Annotated in this window: 19 protein-coding genes; 6 read left to right on the top strand and 13 right to left on the bottom strand. The window is 72.9% G+C overall.

Annotated elements, in window-relative coordinates; translation table 11 throughout:
• Positions 1–7: 7 nt before the first annotated feature.
• From ABZ406_RS13735 to ABZ406_RS13715, 5 genes are all read right to left on the bottom strand, one after another.
• Positions 8–613 (bottom strand): winged helix-turn-helix domain-containing protein, encoded by a 606-nt coding sequence (locus tag ABZ406_RS13735; RefSeq protein WP_357760228.1) that lies wholly within the window; start codon positions 611–613, stop codon positions 8–10.
• Between the two features lie 248 nt (positions 614–861).
• Positions 862–1,410 carry a winged helix-turn-helix domain-containing protein gene (locus ABZ406_RS13730; RefSeq protein WP_357760226.1) on the bottom strand — a complete coding sequence of 183 codons (549 nt, stop codon included), beginning with the start codon at positions 1,408–1,410 and terminating at the stop codon, positions 862–864.
• Between the two features lie 50 nt (positions 1,411–1,460).
• On the bottom strand, positions 1,461–1,949 hold the full coding sequence (locus tag ABZ406_RS13725) for a rhodanese-like domain-containing protein (protein WP_357760223.1): 489 nt from the start codon (positions 1,947–1,949) through the stop codon (positions 1,461–1,463).
• A 43-nt stretch (positions 1,950–1,992) separates the two neighbouring features.
• A complete protein-coding gene (locus tag ABZ406_RS13720) occupies positions 1,993–2,448 on the bottom strand; it encodes a cysteine dioxygenase family protein (protein WP_357760220.1) in 456 nt (151 codons plus the stop codon).
• A 112-nt stretch (positions 2,449–2,560) separates the two neighbouring features.
• Positions 2,561–2,938, bottom strand: a complete 378-nt coding sequence (locus tag ABZ406_RS13715; RefSeq protein ID WP_357760217.1) for a signal peptidase I — start codon at positions 2,936–2,938, stop codon at positions 2,561–2,563.
• A 230-nt stretch (positions 2,939–3,168) separates the two neighbouring features.
• Between ABZ406_RS13715 and ABZ406_RS13710 the strand changes: the two genes are divergently transcribed.
• A complete protein-coding gene (locus tag ABZ406_RS13710; protein WP_357760214.1) occupies positions 3,169–3,561 on the top strand; it encodes an ankyrin repeat domain-containing protein in 393 nt (130 codons plus the stop codon).
• A 31-nt stretch (positions 3,562–3,592) separates the two neighbouring features.
• Complete coding sequence (locus ABZ406_RS13705) at positions 3,593–4,543, top strand: DUF3500 domain-containing protein (RefSeq protein WP_357760211.1); 951 nt, start codon at positions 3,593–3,595, stop codon at positions 4,541–4,543.
• A 145-nt stretch (positions 4,544–4,688) separates the two neighbouring features.
• Here ABZ406_RS13705 and ABZ406_RS13700 read toward each other — a convergent pair whose 3' ends face one another.
• From ABZ406_RS13700 to ABZ406_RS13665, 8 genes are all read right to left on the bottom strand, one after another.
• On the bottom strand, positions 4,689–5,447 hold the full coding sequence (locus ABZ406_RS13700; protein ID WP_357760208.1) for a class I SAM-dependent methyltransferase: 759 nt from the start codon (positions 5,445–5,447) through the stop codon (positions 4,689–4,691).
• Between the two features lie 73 nt (positions 5,448–5,520).
• Positions 5,521–5,715, bottom strand: coding sequence for a DNA-binding protein (locus ABZ406_RS13695; protein WP_357760206.1), 195 nt, complete (start codon positions 5,713–5,715; stop codon positions 5,521–5,523).
• A gap of 176 nt (positions 5,716–5,891) precedes the next feature.
• Positions 5,892–6,377, bottom strand: a complete 486-nt coding sequence (locus tag ABZ406_RS13690; RefSeq protein WP_357760203.1) for a DUF2231 domain-containing protein — start codon at positions 6,375–6,377, stop codon at positions 5,892–5,894.
• A 260-nt stretch (positions 6,378–6,637) separates the two neighbouring features.
• Positions 6,638–7,378, bottom strand: a complete 741-nt coding sequence (locus ABZ406_RS13685) for a GAF and ANTAR domain-containing protein (RefSeq protein ID WP_357760200.1) — start codon at positions 7,376–7,378, stop codon at positions 6,638–6,640.
• 182 nt (positions 7,379–7,560) lie between these two features.
• A complete protein-coding gene (secA2, locus tag ABZ406_RS13680) occupies positions 7,561–9,852 on the bottom strand; it encodes an accessory Sec system translocase SecA2 (RefSeq protein ID WP_357760198.1) in 2,292 nt (763 codons plus the stop codon).
• 74 nt (positions 9,853–9,926) lie between these two features.
• Entirely contained in the window at positions 9,927–11,708 is a 1,782-nt protein-coding gene (locus tag ABZ406_RS13675; RefSeq protein ID WP_357760195.1) for an ABC transporter ATP-binding protein, read from the bottom strand.
• Between the two features lie 41 nt (positions 11,709–11,749).
• On the bottom strand, positions 11,750–12,838 hold the full coding sequence (locus tag ABZ406_RS13670) for a zinc-binding alcohol dehydrogenase (RefSeq protein ID WP_357760192.1): 1,089 nt from the start codon (positions 12,836–12,838) through the stop codon (positions 11,750–11,752).
• A complete protein-coding gene (locus ABZ406_RS13665; RefSeq protein ID WP_357760189.1) occupies positions 12,831–13,841 on the bottom strand; it encodes a Gfo/Idh/MocA family oxidoreductase in 1,011 nt (336 codons plus the stop codon). Before ABZ406_RS13665 ends, ABZ406_RS13670 begins: the two co-directional genes overlap by 8 nt.
• 194 nt (positions 13,842–14,035) lie before the next feature.
• Between ABZ406_RS13665 and ABZ406_RS13660 the strand changes: the two genes are divergently transcribed.
• The 4 genes from ABZ406_RS13660 to ABZ406_RS13645 all read left to right on the top strand — a co-directional run bounded on the left by ABZ406_RS13660 (position 14,036) and on the right by ABZ406_RS13645 (position 17,618).
• A complete protein-coding gene (locus ABZ406_RS13660) occupies positions 14,036–15,052 on the top strand; it encodes a glucosyl-3-phosphoglycerate synthase (RefSeq protein ID WP_357760186.1) in 1,017 nt (338 codons plus the stop codon).
• A gap of 28 nt (positions 15,053–15,080) precedes the next feature.
• Positions 15,081–16,238, top strand: coding sequence for a glycosyltransferase (locus ABZ406_RS13655; protein WP_357760183.1), 1,158 nt, complete (start codon positions 15,081–15,083; stop codon positions 16,236–16,238).
• 96 nt (positions 16,239–16,334) lie between these two features.
• Positions 16,335–16,781: a DUF4383 domain-containing protein gene (locus ABZ406_RS13650; RefSeq protein ID WP_357760486.1), complete on the top strand. Its 447-nt coding sequence runs from the start codon at positions 16,335–16,337 to the stop codon at positions 16,779–16,781.
• Between the two features lie 108 nt (positions 16,782–16,889).
• Positions 16,890–17,618, top strand: a complete 729-nt coding sequence (locus tag ABZ406_RS13645) for an ATP-binding protein (RefSeq protein ID WP_357760180.1) — start codon at positions 16,890–16,892, stop codon at positions 17,616–17,618.
• The last annotated feature ends 95 nt before the right edge of the window (positions 17,619–17,713 follow it).

Raw genomic sequence — 17,713 nt, 5'->3', positions numbered from 1 at the left:
CCGTCGGTCAGCCGCTGCGGTCGACGGTGACCCGGGCGTCGTCGGCCAGCCGGTAGCCCACGCCGTAGACGGTGGTGACGAGCGGGACGTCCACCCCGACCTTGCCGCGGAGGCGACGGACGTGCACGTCGACGGTGCGTACGCCGGCGTGTTCGTAGCCCCAGACGGCGTTGAGCAGTTGCAGCCGGGTGAACACCCGGCGCGGGTGGGCGACCAGGTGCAGCAGAAGATCGAACTCCAGCCTGGTCAGCGGCAGCGGCTCCTCGTCGCGCAGCACCGAGCGCGACGAGGCGAGGATGTGCAGGGCGGGAATGGTCGGGCTGATCGGGCGGGCCGGCGACCGGCTGGCGGGCGCCTGGTCGGGGCGGCGTTCGGCCGGGACCGAGCCGATGATCACCCCTTCGCCCCGCTCCAGCATCTCGCGAGCGGCCTCCAGCAGGCGACGTGCCGCCGGGGTCAGCGACTCCTCACAGGCCAGCGGGATGGACAGCGTCACGGTGAGCACGGGCGCGGCGGTGTTCGCCGGGCGACGCTGGCCACCCGGAGGTCGACCGGGCACCGCGGGTTGGGACGTATGCCATCCGGCGCGCGACGAGGCGGGGCTGACCGACATGGTCCTCCTTGGGCTGGTCCGGGTATCTCCCCACGGCCCGGGACGCCGCTTCATCGATGTTTCCCGGCGCCTGGGCGAGGGTCAAGAGGCGGCTGCGTTGCATGAATGTGACAATTGACGAACGCATCGGAGCCGGATGCTCGCTCTGCGTACGAGGCCTGATGATTACAGCAGAGTCGTCGAGATGCCCCGATACGGGGGTCCCCGACCGGTTCAACGGGCCTGTCACGTCGCCTCCGGACCACTGCTCAGCTGCTGTGATCCACGCTTATCGGTGCCTCGTCGGCCAGCCGGTACCCGACGCCGTAGACAGTGGTCACCACCTCCGAGCCGGCCAGCTTGGCGCGCAGCCGACGGACGTGCACGTCCACCGTCCGGGCCACCGCGTGCTCGTAGCCCCAGACGCTGGAGAGCAGTTGCAGACGCGTGAAGACCCGGCGGGGACGCTCGGCCAGGAACAGCAGCAACTCGTACTCGATGCGGGTCAGGGCGACGACCCGGTCGCCCTGGCGGACGATCCGCGAGCCGGCCAGGATGCGGACGTGGTCCGTCGCGGCGGGCGGCTCGGCGACGGCGGGGCGCAGGGCCGGGCGTGGCCCCGACGTGGCGTCCTCCACGGCACGCAGTTGCCCCTCACCCGACTCGGCCAGCTCGCCGAGCAACTGCACCAGCCGGGCCAACCGAGGGCTCAGCGGCCCGGGGGCGAGATCGAGAGTGATCGTCAGGGTCGGGCTGGTGCGCGGGCGGGCCGGGCGCACTCCCGGGTGGCGGCGGGTGGGGATGGCGACGACGGACATGGTGCCTCCTGAATGGCGGTGCGGCCGCCACGCCGGGTGCGGCGTGGCGGTCAGTGGCGCGCCCACCCGGCGTTGACCGGGGACGCGAGGGGAGAGGAATGGTGCAGAGGGGTCGGGCCGAGGGCCGGCAAACCGGCGATCCGCCAGGCCGCGAACCCACCGACCACATCGGTGGCCCGGTGCAGACCGACGTCCTGCAGGGCGGCGGCGGCCAGCGACGAGGTGTAGCCCTCCTGGCAGAGGATCATCACCGGCACGTCGTAGTCGACGGCCTGCGGCAGCCGGGCCGGGCAGCGAGGGTCGAAGCGCCACTCCAGCACGTTGCGTTCGACGATGAGCGAGCCCGGCACCACGCCGTGCGCGGCCCGCTGCGCGGCCGGGCGGATGTCGACGAGCAGCGCCCCGGTCCGGTACGCCAGGTGGGCCCGCTCCGGGTCCAGCCGGCGCAGTCGGGCCCGCGCGGCGGCCAGGATCTCGTCGATGCCCCGGGAGCCCGGCGGCGGCACGGGGGCGGGACAGTGCTCGGCGGTTATCTGCATTCTCGGTTCCTTCCACTGACAGGGGGAATCTGGTGGCGCGCGTTCACCAGGACCGGCCGGCCTCGGCGACCTCGGCGATCCGCAGCCGCCCGTCCGACAGGTGGTAGCGGGTCATCCGCAGCAGTGCCGGGCGGTAGACGTGCACGCTGACCGCCGGGTCGACGCCCCGGTTGGTCACCTGGTGCACGTGCCGGGGCCCGAAGTGGCGGCCGGCGCCGGCGGACAGCAGTCGAGGGCGTAGTCGGCCGGCGCTCACCGTCTCCTCGGTGAGCGCGCCGCTCACCACCCGGAACGCCCCGGAGGAGCCGCCGTGGTCGTGCAGGTCGGTGCCCTGCCCGGGCAGCCAGCTCAGCGCCCACACCTCGTGCTCGTCGCTGACGGCGAGGCGGGCGTACCAGCGCTCGGCGGGGTCGAAGCGCAGCGCGACCGGCCAGCCGGCCGGGTCGGCCCACCTGGCGGCGACGGTGAGCAGGTCGGGCTCCGGGCGGTGGTGCGTCATGGCGGTTCCTCGCGGGTCGTTCGGCGGGGTGCCCTCGTACTCTAGACGGCAAAGCCTATAGGTTTAGTAGGTAATTCCGTCTGGTGGGACACAGGTCAGCCGAACGGGTCGGTCAGCGGACCATCGGCGGGTCCACCCGGTAGCCCGGCACCGACGGCCAGCGCACCGTCAACACCACCGACGCGCGCTCGGCGAACCAGGAGTGGTCCACCCCACGGGCCCACACCACGTAGTCGCCCGGCACGGCCAGCCGCACCGTCCGGTCCGGCAACTCCACCCGGAAACACCCCTCCACGAGTACGAGCAGAGTGGTGCGCACCTCGCCGGTCGCCCACCGCGAACGGGCCTGCCCGGGCGGGTGTACCCCCCACTTCACCTCGACGTCGGTGCTGTGTCGGACCTCCCCCGGCGGCGCGAAGTGCCCGAGCAGCCAACCGGCGTTGGTGGCACCGTCGACACCCGCGTTGCCCACGTACACCGTCTCGCCCATCGGACCCCTCCCCCAAACTGCCGGCCGAGCAACCTATCAGGGCCGGTGTGACCAGGGCATGTCTCCCGGATCGCGTCGAGCCGAGACGAGGCCCAGACGGCAATCCGGCAAGGCGGCTGGACGTCCGGATATCGGTGTTGCATCCGAACGTCCAGCCGACGCCCGGCGGCGTTGGCTGGGTCCGTCGTAGGCCGGCGAAGATCCGGGAGACACGCCCTTATCCTGGACCGGTGACCGACGACCTCGACGCCGAGACGCTGGCGTTCGCCCACCGGATGTTCGACCTGGCCCGAGCCGGCGCCGCCGACGAACTGGCGGCGCAACTCGACGCCGGCCTGCCGGTCAACCTGACCAACGACAAGGGCGACACGCTGCTCATCCTCGCCGCGTACCACTCCCACCCGGACACGGTGGCCGCCCTCCTCAGCCGCGGGGCCGACCACACCCGGGCCAACGACCGGGGTCAGACCGCGCTGGCCGCTGCGGTCTTCCGCAGCAGCACCGACGCCGTCCGCGCGCTCCTCGCCGCCGGAGCCGACCCGGCCCACGGCAACCCGTCGGCCGTCGAGACCGCGCGCTTCTTCGACCTGCCGGAGATGACCGAGCTGCTGCGCGCCGGCTGACACCGGCACGGTCGGCCGGTATACAGGGTCGGTGGAAGATCCCCTGCCGGAGCAGATGCGGGCCGCCGGCACCGCGCTGTTGACCGCTCTCGACCCCGCCGCCCGCGAGAGCGCCCTGCACTCGTTCGACGACGAGGCGGCCCGACGCTGGCTGGAATACCGGCCCAGACCCCGACCGGGCGTCAGCCTCGCCGAGCTCGACGTCGCCGCCCGCAAGGCCGCGCACCGGCTGCTGGCCACCGCGCTCAGCCCCTCGGCGTACGCGCAGGCAATGGCGATCATCTCGCTGGAGGAGGTGCTGGACCGGGCCGAGGGCTGGCAACGCGGGCGGCACAGCGCCGACTACTGGGTGGCAGTGTTCGGCGACCCCGCGCGCGACGACAGGTGGGCCTGGCGACTCGAAGGGCACCACCTGTCGGTAAGCATGACGGTGGTGGACGGACAGGTCTCCCCCGCGCCGATCTTCTTCGGCGCCAACCCCGCGGCGGTCCGCTACGCCGGCCGGCCCGTCTCCCGCCCACTCGGCGTCGAGGAGGACCTGGCCCGAGCCCTGCTCGACGCGCTGGGCCCCGCCGAGCGGGCCGCCGCGATCATCGCCGACGAAGCCCCGGCGGACATCATCAGCGCCACCCGCGGGCGGGCCGACGCGCCGCTGGAGCCTCTCGGCGTACCGGCGCAGCGGCTGGGACCGACCGGCCGCGCGCTACTCGACCAGGTGGTCGCCCTCTACCTCGACCGCCTGCCGCCCGAGCTGGCCACCCGGGAGGCGGCCCGGCTGGACGCCGGCTCGCTGCACTTCGCCTGGGCCGGCCCGACCCACCCCGGGCGGCGGCACTACTACCGGGTGCAGGGCGACGACCTGCTGATCGAGTACGACAACACCACCTCGGACGGCAACCACGCCCACACAGTGCTGCGCCGCCCGGCCAGCGACTTCGGCGCCGACGTCCTGGCAACCCACCACCAGACCCACCAGCACTGAATCCCCCAAGCCTGCCCGCCCCTCACCCCGCCCCGACCCCCGTGCCCCACCCGTTGCCCCGTCGATCTTGCAGTTGTGGTGGTCGAAATACCCCGGTGTATGACTTTTGTGGGGCACCACAAGTGCAAGATCGACGCAGGTCGGGTCACGGGCGGACGGCCTCGATCAGGAAACGTTGGGCGTGGGCGACGAACGGGCCCTCGGTGGTGATCCGGGCGTGGAGATCGCGCAGCGGGGCGCGGTAGCGCTCGACAGTGAACCCGGGCACCGTCCAGATCACCTTGCGCAGGAACCAGACCACCGCGCCGATGTCGGAGAAGGTCGCCCGCAGCGTGGCCCGACGTAGGTCGACCACCCGCAGGCCAGCGGCTTCGGCGGCGGCCACCGCATGCTCGGGGTGCCGCTGGTTCGGCGGCGGCAACGGCCCGAGGATCGCCTCACTCAGCTCCCGCATGGTGCCGGCCCCGATCTGCTGGGACAGGAACGTCCCGCCCGGCCGCAGCACCCGCGCCGTCTGCGCCCAGTCGGTACGCACCGGATGCCGACTGACCACCAGATCGAACGAGGCGTCACGGAACGGCAGCGGCCCGTCCGGCGCGACCGCCACCACCGACGCGCCGACCCGACGCAGGACACGCCGGGCGACCTCCACGTTCGGCGGCCACGCCTCAGTTGCCGTCAGCAGCTTCGGTGGACGGGGCACCTCGGCGAGGACCTCCCCGCCGCCGGTGTCCACGTCAAGTGCCGCGTCCGCATGCGCCATCCGGTCGGCGACCAACCGGGCGTACCCCCAGGGTGGACGCTCCTCGGTGGCCCGACCGGCCAGCCAGCCGAAACCCCAACCATCGACGGGCGCGGCTACGGCCTCCGCGATCAGATCCTCGGCGTCCCGCTCAACGGTCATGGCGGTCAGAATCACTGCCCGGTCATCCGCCCGACAACCCAATTTACTGCCGGCCGGAGTGGCCTGGTCTGTCTCAGCCGAGGTCGAGCCCGTGCTCTGTCAGGGCGGCCTGGATGATGTCGAGCGCCTTCGGGCCCATACCGTGCAGCTTGGCCAGGTCCCCCCGGGGGACGCCCGCAAGCTGACGCAGCGCGGTGTAGCCAGCCCCGTTCAGAGCCCGGGTGGCCGGCGCACCGATCTTCGGGAGCGCGTCCAGAGAGGAGGTCATCCGCAGATGGTAGACCGACCAGCAGCATCGACGCGGTCCCCGCACCCCGGGCACGCCGGCCGGCCGCGCCCCCGACTCACGGGTCGAGCAGGCCCGGCGCGCAGGCCGAGGAGGCCCGGCCCGCAGGCCGAGCAGGCCTGGCCCGCAGGCCGAGCAGGCCCGGCCCGCAGGCCGGATCAGGGGCGGGCGATTTCGCCGGTGGAGCCGGCGAGCGCGTCCAAGCCGCCGGCCTCGGCCCGGCCGCTGTCGAACTGACGCATCAACCGGGCGCCCAGGTGCACGCCGACCCCGCCGACGGCCAGCGCGACCAGCTCGGTGACCAGCATCGCGACCGACGCGCCGCGTTGCGGGGAGTGTGACCGGACCAGACAGGCGAGCAGGAACATGGCGGCCATCACCGCGTTCACCAGGTTGAAGGCGACTGCGGTGCGACGGGTGTGGTCGCCCGGCACGTCCCACAGGTCCACCATGCCGGCCACGGCGGTCAGCGCGGCGGCGACGAGGGCGGCGACGGCCGTCCAGTAGCCGACCTCGCCGAGGAACACCGGCCCGCCGATCACGTCGGTGAGGTCGAAGACGGTGGCGCTGACGAAGAGCCCGAGCGGAAATGTCACGAGCATGGGTTGGATCGGATGCCCCTGTACCCGTAGCCGGCTCTGCATCGGTCCTCCCCGGAGTCGGCGCAGTTCACCTGACCAGAGTGCTACCCAAGGCCGATCGAGGCGAACCGATACCGCCCGAGTCCCCGGTAGCAGGGAGAACGGGCACCGCCGCGCCGCCTCCCACCAGCGGTGCGGCCAGACCGCTGATCGAACCGATTTTCCGGAAGTCGCGGCTTCCGCCGGCTCAGGACACCCCGACTTCCAGGAACCCGAGGTGATCACGCCACGGCGCGGCCCAACCGGCCGGCGCGCGGGCGGGGTCAGTTGTCGCGTGGGCGGGAGACGGTTCGGACCAGTCGCTCGGCCACCTCGCGCAGCGGGATGTCCAGCGACGAGGCGGCGGTGCGCAGCACGTCGAGGGCCTCGGCCGGCGGGCACCCGCGCTGCGTCATGATCACGCCAATCGCCTGGCCCACCGCGCCTTCGTGCAGGAGGGAGGCGTCGCGTTCACCGGCCAGGGTGAGTTGCCGGCCACGGTCGCGGACGGCGGCGAGCAGCAGGCCGGCGTGTTCGGCCAGCAGCATGGCGGTCAGCTGGTGTTGCGGGGTCAACAGGTCCGGCGCGGCGGCGTACAGGTTGATCGCGCCGATCACCTGGTCGTCGATGTCGACAGGTGCGGAGATCACGCCGCGTACGCCGAGGTCGCGGGCGTGTGCCGTCCAGGCCGGCCAGCGGGGCTCACCGGCCAGGTCGGCGGCGAGGATCATCTCGCGGCGGTGGATGGCGCTCATCGCCGGCGTGTCCGGCCCGTGTCGCAGGTCGTCCAGCCCGGCCAGCCCTTCGTCCGAGGCGGCGACCCCGGCCGGCTCGCCGGCGCGCAGGGCGGTGAACCCGCACCAGCGCACACCGGCGACGGCGTCCCGGGTGGCCCGGACCAGGGCCAGTAGCGCCTCATCAAAGTCGGTCAGAGCGATCAGCCCGGCGGTCAGTTCCCGTAACAGCGCGGCTGTTTCCAGGACGCCGAGGGTCGGCACCACCGTCTCCCGCGTGTCGAGGTTCACCGGTTCGCCGCTCCCGTGCGGTCGCGTGCCTGCCCCGGATGCATCGTCACCTGTGTCATCGTCCGCCCTCTCCCGACTTGACCGACCAGCCCTAATACCCTGGGGAACCACGGTCGAAACGACGTAAATCGGGGCCCCGGTCGCGCCCGGAGGCGTCGACCAGGGCCCCGACGGTCGGTGTGTCAGCGCGAGGCGCCGCTGAGTCGCCGCCCGATCGACGCGATCAGACGGTCGAGCTCGGACCCGAACGGGTTGTCGTGCACCAGGTACGTCCAGGTGGCGGTGGGCCGGACCAGGGTGCCGTCGTCGGGCTGCCAGTCCTCATCGAATTCGGTCTCGTTGAAGGTGGCGATGGTGCGTGCCTCGATCTCCGGGATCAGGTTGTTGAACGCCGGCACCGCCGCGCGGTGGAACTCGTCCAGCGGGTCGAGCCGGCCCAGCGCGCGCAGGTGCACGCCCTCGCGGACCTCGGACAGCTCGGCCAGGTGCTCGGCCCAGAGCCGGTCCAGGTGGTAGAGCGCGATCGACCGGGCGGCACGGGCGAGGAGGTCCTCGTCCATCTCGCCGGCCTTCTCGGGCTCCTTCTCCAGCAGCATGACCGCTGCCACGTCGCTGGTGAGCAGCCGCTCCCGGCGCGCGGCGAGGGCCTTGCGCTGCTGCTCGATGACGACGCTGTAGCGCCAGGTGTTGCGGTGGATCTCGTGGTTGACGCCTTCGGCGACCCGCTGGGCGTGCTCGACCGCGTAGTCGACCTGCTCGTCGGTGACCAGGCCGTCGGCGTTCATCCGCGGCGAGGCCGGCACCGAGTCGGAGGCGTGCCGGACGACGAGGTCGTCCTCCAGGCTGACGAGGAAGACCGAGCCACCGGGGTCGCCCTGCCGACCGGCCCGACCGCGCAGCTGGTCGTCCACCCGGCGGCTGTCGTGTCGGCCGCTGCCGATCACGTAGAGCCCGCCCAGCTCGGCGACCCGCTCCTGGTCACCCTGGTCGCTGCCGCCGAGTCGGATGTCGACGCCCCGGCCGGCCATCTGGGTGGAGACGGTCACCGCGCCGTACGCTCCGGCCTCGGCGATGATCGCGGCCTCTTCGTCGTCGTTCTTGGCGTTCAGCACGACGCAGGGCACCCCGGCCGCGTTCAGGCCGGCGGCGAGCCCCTCGGACTCCTTGACGTCCAGGGTGCCGATCAGCATCGGTCGCCCCTTGGCGTGCCAGCGCTGGATCTCGTCGATCAGCGCCTCGTCCTTCTCCGCCCGGGTGGCGTAGATGCGGTCCGGCTCGTCCTCGCGGATGCACGGGGTGTTCGGTGGGATCACCGCCACCTCGAGGCCGAAGAACTCCCGCAGCTGGTCGCCGACGAGCACCGCGGTGGCGGTCATCCCGCAGACCTTCGGGTAGAGCGCGATGTACGCCTGCATGGCGATGGTGCCGAGCACCTCGCCCTCGGCGGTGGCGTCCAGCCCCTCCTTGGCCTCGACGGCGGCCTGGAGGCCGTCCGGCCAGCGGCGGCGCTGGGCCACCCGGCCCCGCATCTCGTCGACCAGCTCGACCGAGCCGTCCCGGACGATGTAGTCGACGTCGCGGTGCAGCAGGGCGTGCGCGTGCAGGGCCACGTTGACGGCGGAGAGCTGCTCGACGTGCTCCTCGTCGTACAGGTCGATGCCGAGCTTGGCCTCGACGGCGGCCAGGCCGGCCGAGGTGAACGCCACGCTCCGCCCGTCCTCGGCGACCGTGTAGTGCTTGTTCTTGCGCAGGCCACGGACGAGCGCGGCGGCGGCGTGCACCGGGTCCTGCTCGCCCGGCACCGCGCCGGCCAGGACCATCGGCACCCGAGCCTCGTCGATCATGATCGAGTCGGCCTCGTCGACGATCGCGGTGGTCAGCGCGGGCTGCACCCGGTCTTCGACGTCGGTGACCAACTGGTCGCGCAGGTAGTCGAAGCCCGCCTCGCTGACCGAGACGTAGGTGACGTCGCAGCCGTACGCGTCGCGCCGCTCCTGCGGGCTGGACGCCTCGTTGACCCAGCCGACGGTGAGGCCGAGCAGGGTGTAGACCGGCTCCATCCACTGGGCGTCGCGGCGGGCCAGGTAGTCGTTGATGGTGAGCACGTGCACCGGGCCGTTGCCGAGCCGGACGTGCCCGTACGCGGCGATCGTGGCGGTGAGGGTCTTGCCCTCACCGGTGGCCATCTCGGCGACCTTGCCGGAGAGCAGCGACATCGCGCCGAGCAGCTGCACGTCGTACGGCCGCTGGTCGAGGCCACGGCGGGCGGCCTCGCGGCCGACGGCGCAGATCTCCTCGTAACCGGTGGCGGCGCCCGCGGCCGCGGTCAGCTCGGCGTCGTCGAGCGCGGCGAGGTCAGCCTCGCGCGCCTCGATCGCCGGGAGCAGTTTCTCCAGCGGAGCAAGATCCACGGTCGAGCCGGGGCGCTGGAGGAACCGCCGGAACTTGCTCTTGAACCGTTGCGACACACCCATGAGCGGCAACGGTACGCGATTCCGGGCGGCGTGCGCGGCCCGGCCGCCCGGCAAGTCGCCTTCCTGGGACGAAGTCAGCCGACCAGCAGCTGATGGCTGGCGAGTTCCCGGTACAGCGGGTCGGTGGCGGTCAGTTCGGCGTGGGTGCCCACCGCCGCCACCCGGCCGCCGTCGAGGACGACGATCTGGTCGGCGTCGACGACTGTGGCGAGCCGGTGCGCCACGATCAACAGGGTCCGGCGGACGGCCACGGCGTCGATGGCGCGGCGCAGCGCTACCTCGTTGCGGGAGTCGAGGTTGCTTGTCGGCTCGTCGAGCAGCAGCACCGGCGGGCCGGCGAGCAGGGCGCGGGCGATGGCCAGCCGCTGCCGCTCACCCCCGGAGAGCAGGACACCGCCCTCCCCCACCTGCACGTCGAGGCCCTGCGGGGTGCGCTGCACCAGGTGGCCCAGGTTGACCTCGTCGAGCACGTCGCGCAACCGGTCGTCGGTGGCGTCCGGCGTGGTGATCAGCAGGTTCTCCCGCAGCGTGCCGGCCAGCACGGGGGCCTCCTGCTCGACGTAGCCGAGCCGGGCCCGCAACGCGTCGCGGGGCAGGTCCCGGATGTCGGTCCCGTCGAGGCGGACCGCGCCGGTGCTCACCTCGTAGAAGCGCTCGACGAGGGCCAGCAGTGTGGATTTTCCGGCCCCGGAGGGGCCGACCAGCGCGGTCCGGGTGCCGGCGGGCACCGCGAAGCTGACGTCGTGCAGCACCGGCTCGCCGCCCGGGTAGCCGAAGCCCACCCGCTCGAACTCGATCATCGGGGTGGGGCGGCGCGGGGTCGCCGTCGCCGCGGCGGGCGCAGGGCGGTCGTCAGCGCCCTCCGCCGGCACGGTGAGGATCTCCTCGATCCGCTGCAGGGCGCCCAGGCCGGACTGCAACTGGGTGTACGCCCGCAGCACCTGGCCCAGGGGCAGCGCCAGGAGGAACAGGTACATGACGAACGCGACCAGGTCGCCGACGGAGATCGCCCCGGCGGCGACCCGCGCCCCGCCGATGCCGAGCACCAGCAGGAACGCGCCCTGCACGGTAACCGAGCCGATCGGGCCGACGAGCGCCTGCACCCGGGCCACCCGCAGCCCCGCCGCGTACGCCTCCCGGGCGCTGCCGGTGACGGCCTCGGTCTCCCGGGGCTCGGCGCGGCTGGCCCGGATGGTCCGGGCCGCCGAGATGGCCCGCTCCACCGCCGAGGTCATCTCGCCGATCCGTTCCTGGGCGACGCGGGCCAGAGCCCGGACCCGGCGGGCGAAGGTGGCGGCGAAGATCAGCCCCAGCGCCACCCCGAGCAGTGTGACGCCGAACAGCAGCGGGTCGAGCAGCACCATGGCCGTGCCGGCGCCGACCACCGTCACCGCCCCGGTGACCGTCTCGAAGAGCCCGGAGGTGACCACCGCGCGCAGCAGCGTGGTGTCCGAGCCGACCCGGGAGAGCAGGTCGCCGGTGCGTCGGCTGTCGTACTCGGCGATGGGCAGCCGCAGCAGGTGACCGGCCAGCCGGCGCCGGGTGCCGAGCACCACCCCCTCGGCGGTGCGTTGCAGCAGGTAGTCGCGCAGCCCGCCGATGGCCGCGCCGAGCAGCACGAGGACCACCAGCACCGCCACCAGCCGGGCCACCCCGTGCCCGGCCCCGATCCGTTCGAGCACCGACCGGGTGAGCAGCGGCTGCGCCAGCGACGCCGCCGAGCCGGTGAGCGACAGCACGCCGACCACGACCAGGGTGCCGCGGTGCTCCCGCAGGTACGGCAGCAACGCGGCCAGGCCGGCCGACCGGCTCTTCGCGGTGTCGGGAAGAGCCGGTCGGTCCTGCACTGTGCTCATGCCGGGAACGGTAGCCGGCCGTGGCACGCGGCGACGGCGGGTCAGGTGGTGAGGACCACCTGTTGCTCCTGGCGGCGCCGGTCGGCCAGGTCGGTGAGGAGGGCCGGCGCCTCGTCGAACGGCACCACCGCCGAGACGAGGTGCTTGCGGATGGCGTCGCCGTACGTCCTGAGCAGGTCGACTGTCTCGGCGGAGAGCCGTTCGCGGTCCCAGGTGGGTGCGAGCCCACGCGGCACCCGGCCGATCTGGGCGCAGCGCAGCGACAGCCCGTTGTGGTGGAACTCCTCACCGAGGCGGACCGCGTCGGCGCCGCCCTGGTAGAAGGCGAGGTCGATGACGGTGCCCTGGGGCCGCAGCAGCCGCAGGGCGAGGTGCAACGCCCACGCCTGCCCCCGGCACTGGAACACCACGTCGGCTCCCCGGTCGCCGGCGGTGTGCGCCCAGCGGGTCTTGAGCACGACCGCCGGGTCGTCCGCGTCGGGGTCGAGGGTTTCCAGGCCGAGCGCCTCGGCGACCTGGCGGCGGTGCGGGGTGGGGTCGAGCACCACCACCGACGCGGCCCCGTTGCGCCTGGCGAACAACGCCGTCAGCAGCGCCACGACACCGGCGCCGACGACGGCGACCCGTCGGCCGCGTACCCCGTCGCCGAGCGCGCGGACGTCGGTGCCGTGCAGGTCGGCGGCGGCGTGCAGCAGACCGTTGGCGCAGATCGGGCCCATGTGCGCGACGTAGATGCCGAGCAGCGGGTCCAGGTCGTCGGGCAGCGCCACGAACCGTTCGGCGACCGGGTCGGCCAGCCAGCCGGTGCGGTGCCCGTACGTCATCGCGCCGACGGTGCCCACCGCGATGGCCGGGGTGGCGCTCTCCACCACCCGGCCGACCTGCATGTAGCCGAGTCGGGTCACCGGGTAGGGGGTGCTGGCCGCTCCCGGTTGGAACAGCCCCAGGTCGGGGTTCCAGGTGACGTTCAGGTAGGGATTCGTGCCCTTGACGTAGCTCAGCTCGGTGCCTGCGGAGACCCCGCTGAACAGTGTCTCGACCCGGAACGTGCCGGGGCGCAGCGGAGCGGCGTCCTGCTCGACCAGGTCGACCCGACCGGGGCCGGTGACCACCACGACCTTGTCACGCATCGACTGTCACCCCGGTGGTGAGCACCGTCGGCGCGGTCGTGGTGGCGAGCCGCACAGTGGTGCCGGTCCGGGCCGAGTCGGCCACCGCGAGGGCCAGGCGCTGGGTGGCGAGCGCCTCGGCGTACGGGACGCGCACGTCGTCGCCGACACCGCGGACGGCGTCGACGAAGGCGCGGTCCACCGCCACCCGGGCGGCCTCCGGGTCGGCCGGGACGTGTCGTTCGCCGTCGGCGTCGCGGATGGACAGCCCGTCCTCGGTGATCGCGAGGGCCAGCCCGTCGGCGAGGATCTCCAGCCCGGCCCGGTGTTTCCAGCCGAGGACGCAGGCGGCGCTGAGGGTGCCGACCGCCCCGTTGGCGAAGCGCAACGTGGCGGTGGTCACCGAGTCGATGTCGGCGCCGTCGACCGGGGGCGGGGTGCCGTCGCCGTACGCGGTGACCTCGGTGACCTCCCCGGCGAGCACCCGAACGAGGTCGAGGACGTGGGCGGCCTGCTCGACCACCGGGCCGCCCGAGCGGTCCCGCCTCGACCACCACGCCACCGGGGGCACCTTGTCCAGCCAGGCCCCGCTGACCATCCGCACCCGGCGGTCGGCGAGCAGGTCGCGGGCCTGGTCGAGCACGCTCAGGTAGCGCCAGTGGTGGCCGACGGCGGTGCGCAGGCCGCGCTGCTCGATCAGGTCGGCGATCCGCTCGGCGGTGCTCAGGTCGACCGCGACGGGCTTCTCCACGAACATCGGCAGCCCGGCCTCGATCACCGCCTCCTCGGCGGGGCCGTGCGCGAACGGCGGAACGCAGACGTACACCGCGTCCAGGCCGGTGGCCAGCAGCTCGGCGACGTCGGCGCAGGCCCGCCCACCGTGCTGTGCGGCAAGCGCGGACGCGGCCTGCGGCGCGACGTCAGTGACGCCGACCACCTCGACGTCGTCGAACCCGGCCAGTACCCGCGCGTGGCGTTGTGCCACGCCGCCGGCTCCGACCAGACCCACCCGGCAGTTGCGCATCCCGACACCCCTTCGAAGACATTTCATGTGCGATGGGAGCAGTCCCCTGGGGTGTGCGCAATCAAACGTTCATCCCCCGGGAACGCAGCGATGTCACCTCCGTGATCAAGCTGTTGCCAAGAAAGCGGTTAGCGCGTGATGAGTAATGGGAACAACCAAATTCGGTTTTTCCACGCACGAATGGAGGGGTGCCCGTGCGGGATACGACAACCAACGTTTCACCGGTGGTCGAGGCGTGGGCCACGTACCGGACGACGACGGCGGCCGACTGGCCGACGCAACGGCTGATGCGGGCCAAGGGTGGAACCCGGATCAGCGTGGTGCTGCCGGCGCGTAACGAGGAAGCAACGGTCGGCGCGATCGTCTCGACGATCCGGGAACACCTGATGGATCGGGTCGCCCTGGTCGACGAGCTGATCGTCGTGGATTCCCGGTCGACCGACCGCACCGCCCAGGTGGCCCGCGCCGCCGGCGCGGAGGTAATCAGCCAGGACGCGATGACCAGGGGGTTGCCCCGCCTCACCGGCAAGGGCGACGCGCTCTGGGCCGGGCTGGCCGCTGCCGAGGGGGACGTGGTGGCGTTCATCGACGCGGACCTTCGGGAGTTTCGACCGCACTTCGTGAGCGGGCTGCTCGGCCCACTGCTGACCGACCCGTCAGTCGACTTCGTGAAGGGCTTCTATCACCGACCCCTGGTGGGCACCGCGAGCGTGGAGCAGGACGGCGGGGGCCGGGTGACCGAGTTGATGGCCCGCCCACTGCTCAACCTCTTCTGGCCGGAGCTGGCCGGCTTCGTGCAGCCGCTCGCCGGCGAGTACGCGGGCCGCCGGGACGTGCTGGCCCAGGTGCCGTTCGTCTCCGGGTACGGGGTGGAGACGGCCATGATGATCGACCTGCTCGACCTGGTGGGCCTGGACGCGTTGGCGCAGGTCGACCTCGGTGAGCGCAAGCACCGCCACCAGGACACCGCCGCCCTGGGCCGGATGTCCGCGCAGATCATGTTGACCGCCTGGTCCCGGCTGCAACGACGCGGCTGGGCGACCCCCGGGTTGACGCCGGAATCGATGCTGACCCAGTTCCGACGCGGTGGGTCGGACACCCTGCCGAACCTGGACCGCGAGATCGTCGTCAGTGACGTGTCCATCGAGGAACGCCCGCCGTTGGCCGAGCTGCGCCACCGTCTGCCCCGCCGCCGGGTGGCCGCCGCGTGAACGCGAGCGGCCGGAAGGGACGAAACCGATGAGCCTCACCGTGCTGATGAACGCCGGCCCGTGGCTGTCGGTGCCGCCACCCGGTTACGGCGGCATCGAGAACGTGATCGCCACGCTGGTGCCGGAGCTGCGGCGACTGGGCGTACGGGTGGTGCTCGCCTCGGTGGGCAGCAGCACCCTGCCGGTCGACGAGCAGGTGTCGGTCTTCGCCGACGGGCAGTTCGCCGCGTTGCAGCGGCCGTACAACCAGGTCTGCGGGATCGCCCAGGCGCACCTGGCCGGAGTGGTCCGGGAGCTGCACTCCCGCGACGACATCGACCTGGTGCACGACCACGTCGAGGCGGTCGGGCTGGCCACCCTCGCCGCGATGGGGCCGGCCGGGCCACCGACCCTGCACACGCTGCACTGGGATCTGGCCAAGCACCCGGCGCTCTACGGCAACCTGGACGGCGGCGACCGGGTCCGGGTCAACGGCGTGTCCGCGTCCCAGCTGGCCCGTGCCCCCCTCGCACTGCGGGAGCACTCGGTGGGGCACGTGCACCTGTCCACGCCGCTCGCCGTCGACGCCGACCGGCGGCCCCGACCGGAGAAGGGCGAGCACCTGCTCATCCTGGGCCGGATCAACCCCGGCAAGGGGCAGGACGTGGGCGCTCGGCTCGCGCACCGGGTCGGTCTGCCGCTGGTGCTGGCAGGCCCGGTCGGCCCGTACCATCGGCCGGCTGATCTGGCGGCGGCCGGCGACGAGGCCCGACAGAACCCGGACGTGCGGTTCTTCCTCGACGAGGTGGCGCCACACGTCGACGGTGACCTGGTCCGCTGGGTCGGCACGGTGGCCGGCCAGGAGCGCGACGACCTGCTCGCCAGCGCCCGCGCGTCGCTGTTCCCGCTGCGGTGGGAGGAGCCGGGCGGCACGGCGGTGGTCGAGTCGCTGGCCCTGGGTACGCCAGTGGTGGCCACCGCCCGGGGCTGCCTGCCGGAGCTGATCGAGCACGGCCGCACCGGGCTGCTCACCACCGACGAGGAGGAGTTGGACGACCTCGTCCTCGCCGCCGAACTGCTCGACCCGGACGAGTGCCGGCGGGTGGCCGCGCGGCGTTTTACGCCCGCGGTGATGGCCGAGCGCTACGTCGAGCTGTACGAGCGGGTGCGGCAGTCGGCGCGCGCGCCGGGGTTGCTGCCGGCCTGACCGACGGCACGGACGACCGGTTTGCCCGTCCCGGCAGCGGGTAGCCGGCAGCGCTCTTGCCCGCCGCGCGACGAGGAGCCGGGAATGGTCGGACCGATGGCGCACTCCCGGGCCCGACCCAACCCGGCCGACGGCAAACCGCCGGTCCGTCGCGCGGCGTCGACGGCCGGGGTGCTGTTCCTGCTGGTCGGCGTCCTCGGCTTCGTGCCCGGGATCACCAGTGGTACGGACGCGCTGCGCTTCGCCGGCCACGACTCGGGCGCGTTCCTGTTCGGGGTCTTCCAGGTGTCGGTCCTGCACAACCTGGTGCACCTGGCGTACGGGGCGGTGGGTCTGCTGTTGGCGCGGACGGTCACCGGCGCCCGGGCGTTCCTGATCGGCGGCGGCGCGGTCTACCTGGTGCTCTGGCTCTACGGGCTGGCGGCGGACCACGACACGGGCGCGAACGTCCTGCCGGTGAACGCCGCCGACGGCTGGCTGCACCTCGGGCTCGGCGTCGGCATGATCGCGCTGGGTCTCCTGACCGGTCGCGCGACTCGATGACCTGGCGTTACGGGACGTGACCTGCCTCGCCTCGGCGTCGGCCCGGTTTCATCGGGAACGGCCTCGGGTAGTTTGCGGATCCCGACCCAGCAGCGAATCGAGGCGCCGATGTCGAGCCGGATCACCTGCGAGGTGCGTACCACGGCACCGGTGGCGGTCGTCCGGCTCAGCGGCCCTCTACACCTGGGCACGATGCGGTCGGTGCACCACGCGCTGACCGAGGCCCTTGTCGACCAGCCGGAGGCGCTCGTGGTCGACATGGCCGAGGTGGACGTCGAGGACCGGTTGGCGCTGTCCGTGTTCGCCGCGACTGCCCGCCGGGCCGAGGAGTGGCCGGCGGTGCCGGTGCTGCTCTGCTCTCCGTCGCCGGTCGCCGCACGGTGGCTGGCCGAGACGACCACGTGCCGGGTGCTTTCGGTCTCCGAGGACTGCGCGGAGGCGACCCGGCTGGCCGGCACCTCGTCCGGTTTGCGGATCCGCGCCCGGCTGGAGCCGGTGGCAGGGGCCTGCCGGCGAGCCCGGGACCTGGTCACCGAGGCGTGCGCGCGGTGGAACCTGCCGGACGCGTCGGGCCCGGCCGCGTTGGTGCTCAGTGAGTTGGTCGGCAACGTGGTGCGCCACGCCGGCACACCCATGCAGGTGACCGTGACCCTGCGCCGACCGTATCTGCACCTGGCGGTGGTGGACGGCAGCAGTGCCGCGGCCCAGGCGCGCGGGATAGACCTGCACGCCGAGGGTGGGCGGGGGTTGATGCTGGTCCGGGAGTTGACCCAGCGGTGGGGCATGGTCCCGGCCGGTCAGGGCAAGGCCGTCTGGGCGATGCTGCCGGCAACCTGAGCGACCGAGGGGCTTACGCCCGGTACCAGCGTTCTGACCGAAATTTCCGCTCTGGCCTGGTTACATGGTCGGAGGGTCGGGTAGGCACGCCCGTC

Source organism: Micromonospora sp. NPDC005710, assembly GCF_040630995.1.
GTDB lineage: Bacteria > Actinomycetota > Actinomycetes > Mycobacteriales > Micromonosporaceae > Micromonospora.
The sequence above is the reverse complement of the archived record's forward strand: the minus strand, read 5'-3'. Positions and strand labels throughout refer to the sequence as shown.

Coding starts and splice junctions, on each gene's coding strand:
- ABZ406_RS13735 (WP_357760228.1), bottom strand. CDS start 613: ATGTCGGTCAGCCCCGCCTCGTCGCGCGCCGGATGGCATACGTCCCAA.
- ABZ406_RS13730 (WP_357760226.1), bottom strand. CDS start 1,410: ATGTCCGTCGTCGCCATCCCCACCCGCCGCCACCCGGGAGTGCGCCCG.
- ABZ406_RS13725 (WP_357760223.1), bottom strand. CDS start 1,949: ATGCAGATAACCGCCGAGCACTGTCCCGCCCCCGTGCCGCCGCCGGGC.
- ABZ406_RS13720 (WP_357760220.1), bottom strand. CDS start 2,448: ATGACGCACCACCGCCCGGAGCCCGACCTGCTCACCGTCGCCGCCAGG.
- ABZ406_RS13715 (WP_357760217.1), bottom strand. CDS start 2,938: ATGGGCGAGACGGTGTACGTGGGCAACGCGGGTGTCGACGGTGCCACC.
- ABZ406_RS13700 (WP_357760208.1), bottom strand. CDS start 5,447: ATGACCGTTGAGCGGGACGCCGAGGATCTGATCGCGGAGGCCGTAGCC.
- ABZ406_RS13695 (WP_357760206.1), bottom strand. CDS start 5,715: ATGACCTCCTCTCTGGACGCGCTCCCGAAGATCGGTGCGCCGGCCACC.
- ABZ406_RS13690 (WP_357760203.1), bottom strand. CDS start 6,377: ATGCAGAGCCGGCTACGGGTACAGGGGCATCCGATCCAACCCATGCTC.
- secA2 (WP_357760198.1), bottom strand. CDS start 9,852: ATGGGTGTGTCGCAACGGTTCAAGAGCAAGTTCCGGCGGTTCCTCCAG.
- ABZ406_RS13675 (WP_357760195.1), bottom strand. CDS start 11,708: ATGAGCACAGTGCAGGACCGACCGGCTCTTCCCGACACCGCGAAGAGC.
- ABZ406_RS13670 (WP_357760192.1), bottom strand. CDS start 12,838: ATGCGTGACAAGGTCGTGGTGGTCACCGGCCCCGGTCGGGTCGACCTG.
- ABZ406_RS13665 (WP_357760189.1), bottom strand. CDS start 13,841: ATGCGCAACTGCCGGGTGGGTCTGGTCGGAGCCGGCGGCGTGGCACAA.
- ABZ406_RS13655 (WP_357760183.1), top strand. CDS start 15,081: ATGAGCCTCACCGTGCTGATGAACGCCGGCCCGTGGCTGTCGGTGCCG.
- ABZ406_RS13650 (WP_357760486.1), top strand. CDS start 16,335: ATGGCGCACTCCCGGGCCCGACCCAACCCGGCCGACGGCAAACCGCCG.
- ABZ406_RS13645 (WP_357760180.1), top strand. CDS start 16,890: ATGTCGAGCCGGATCACCTGCGAGGTGCGTACCACGGCACCGGTGGCG.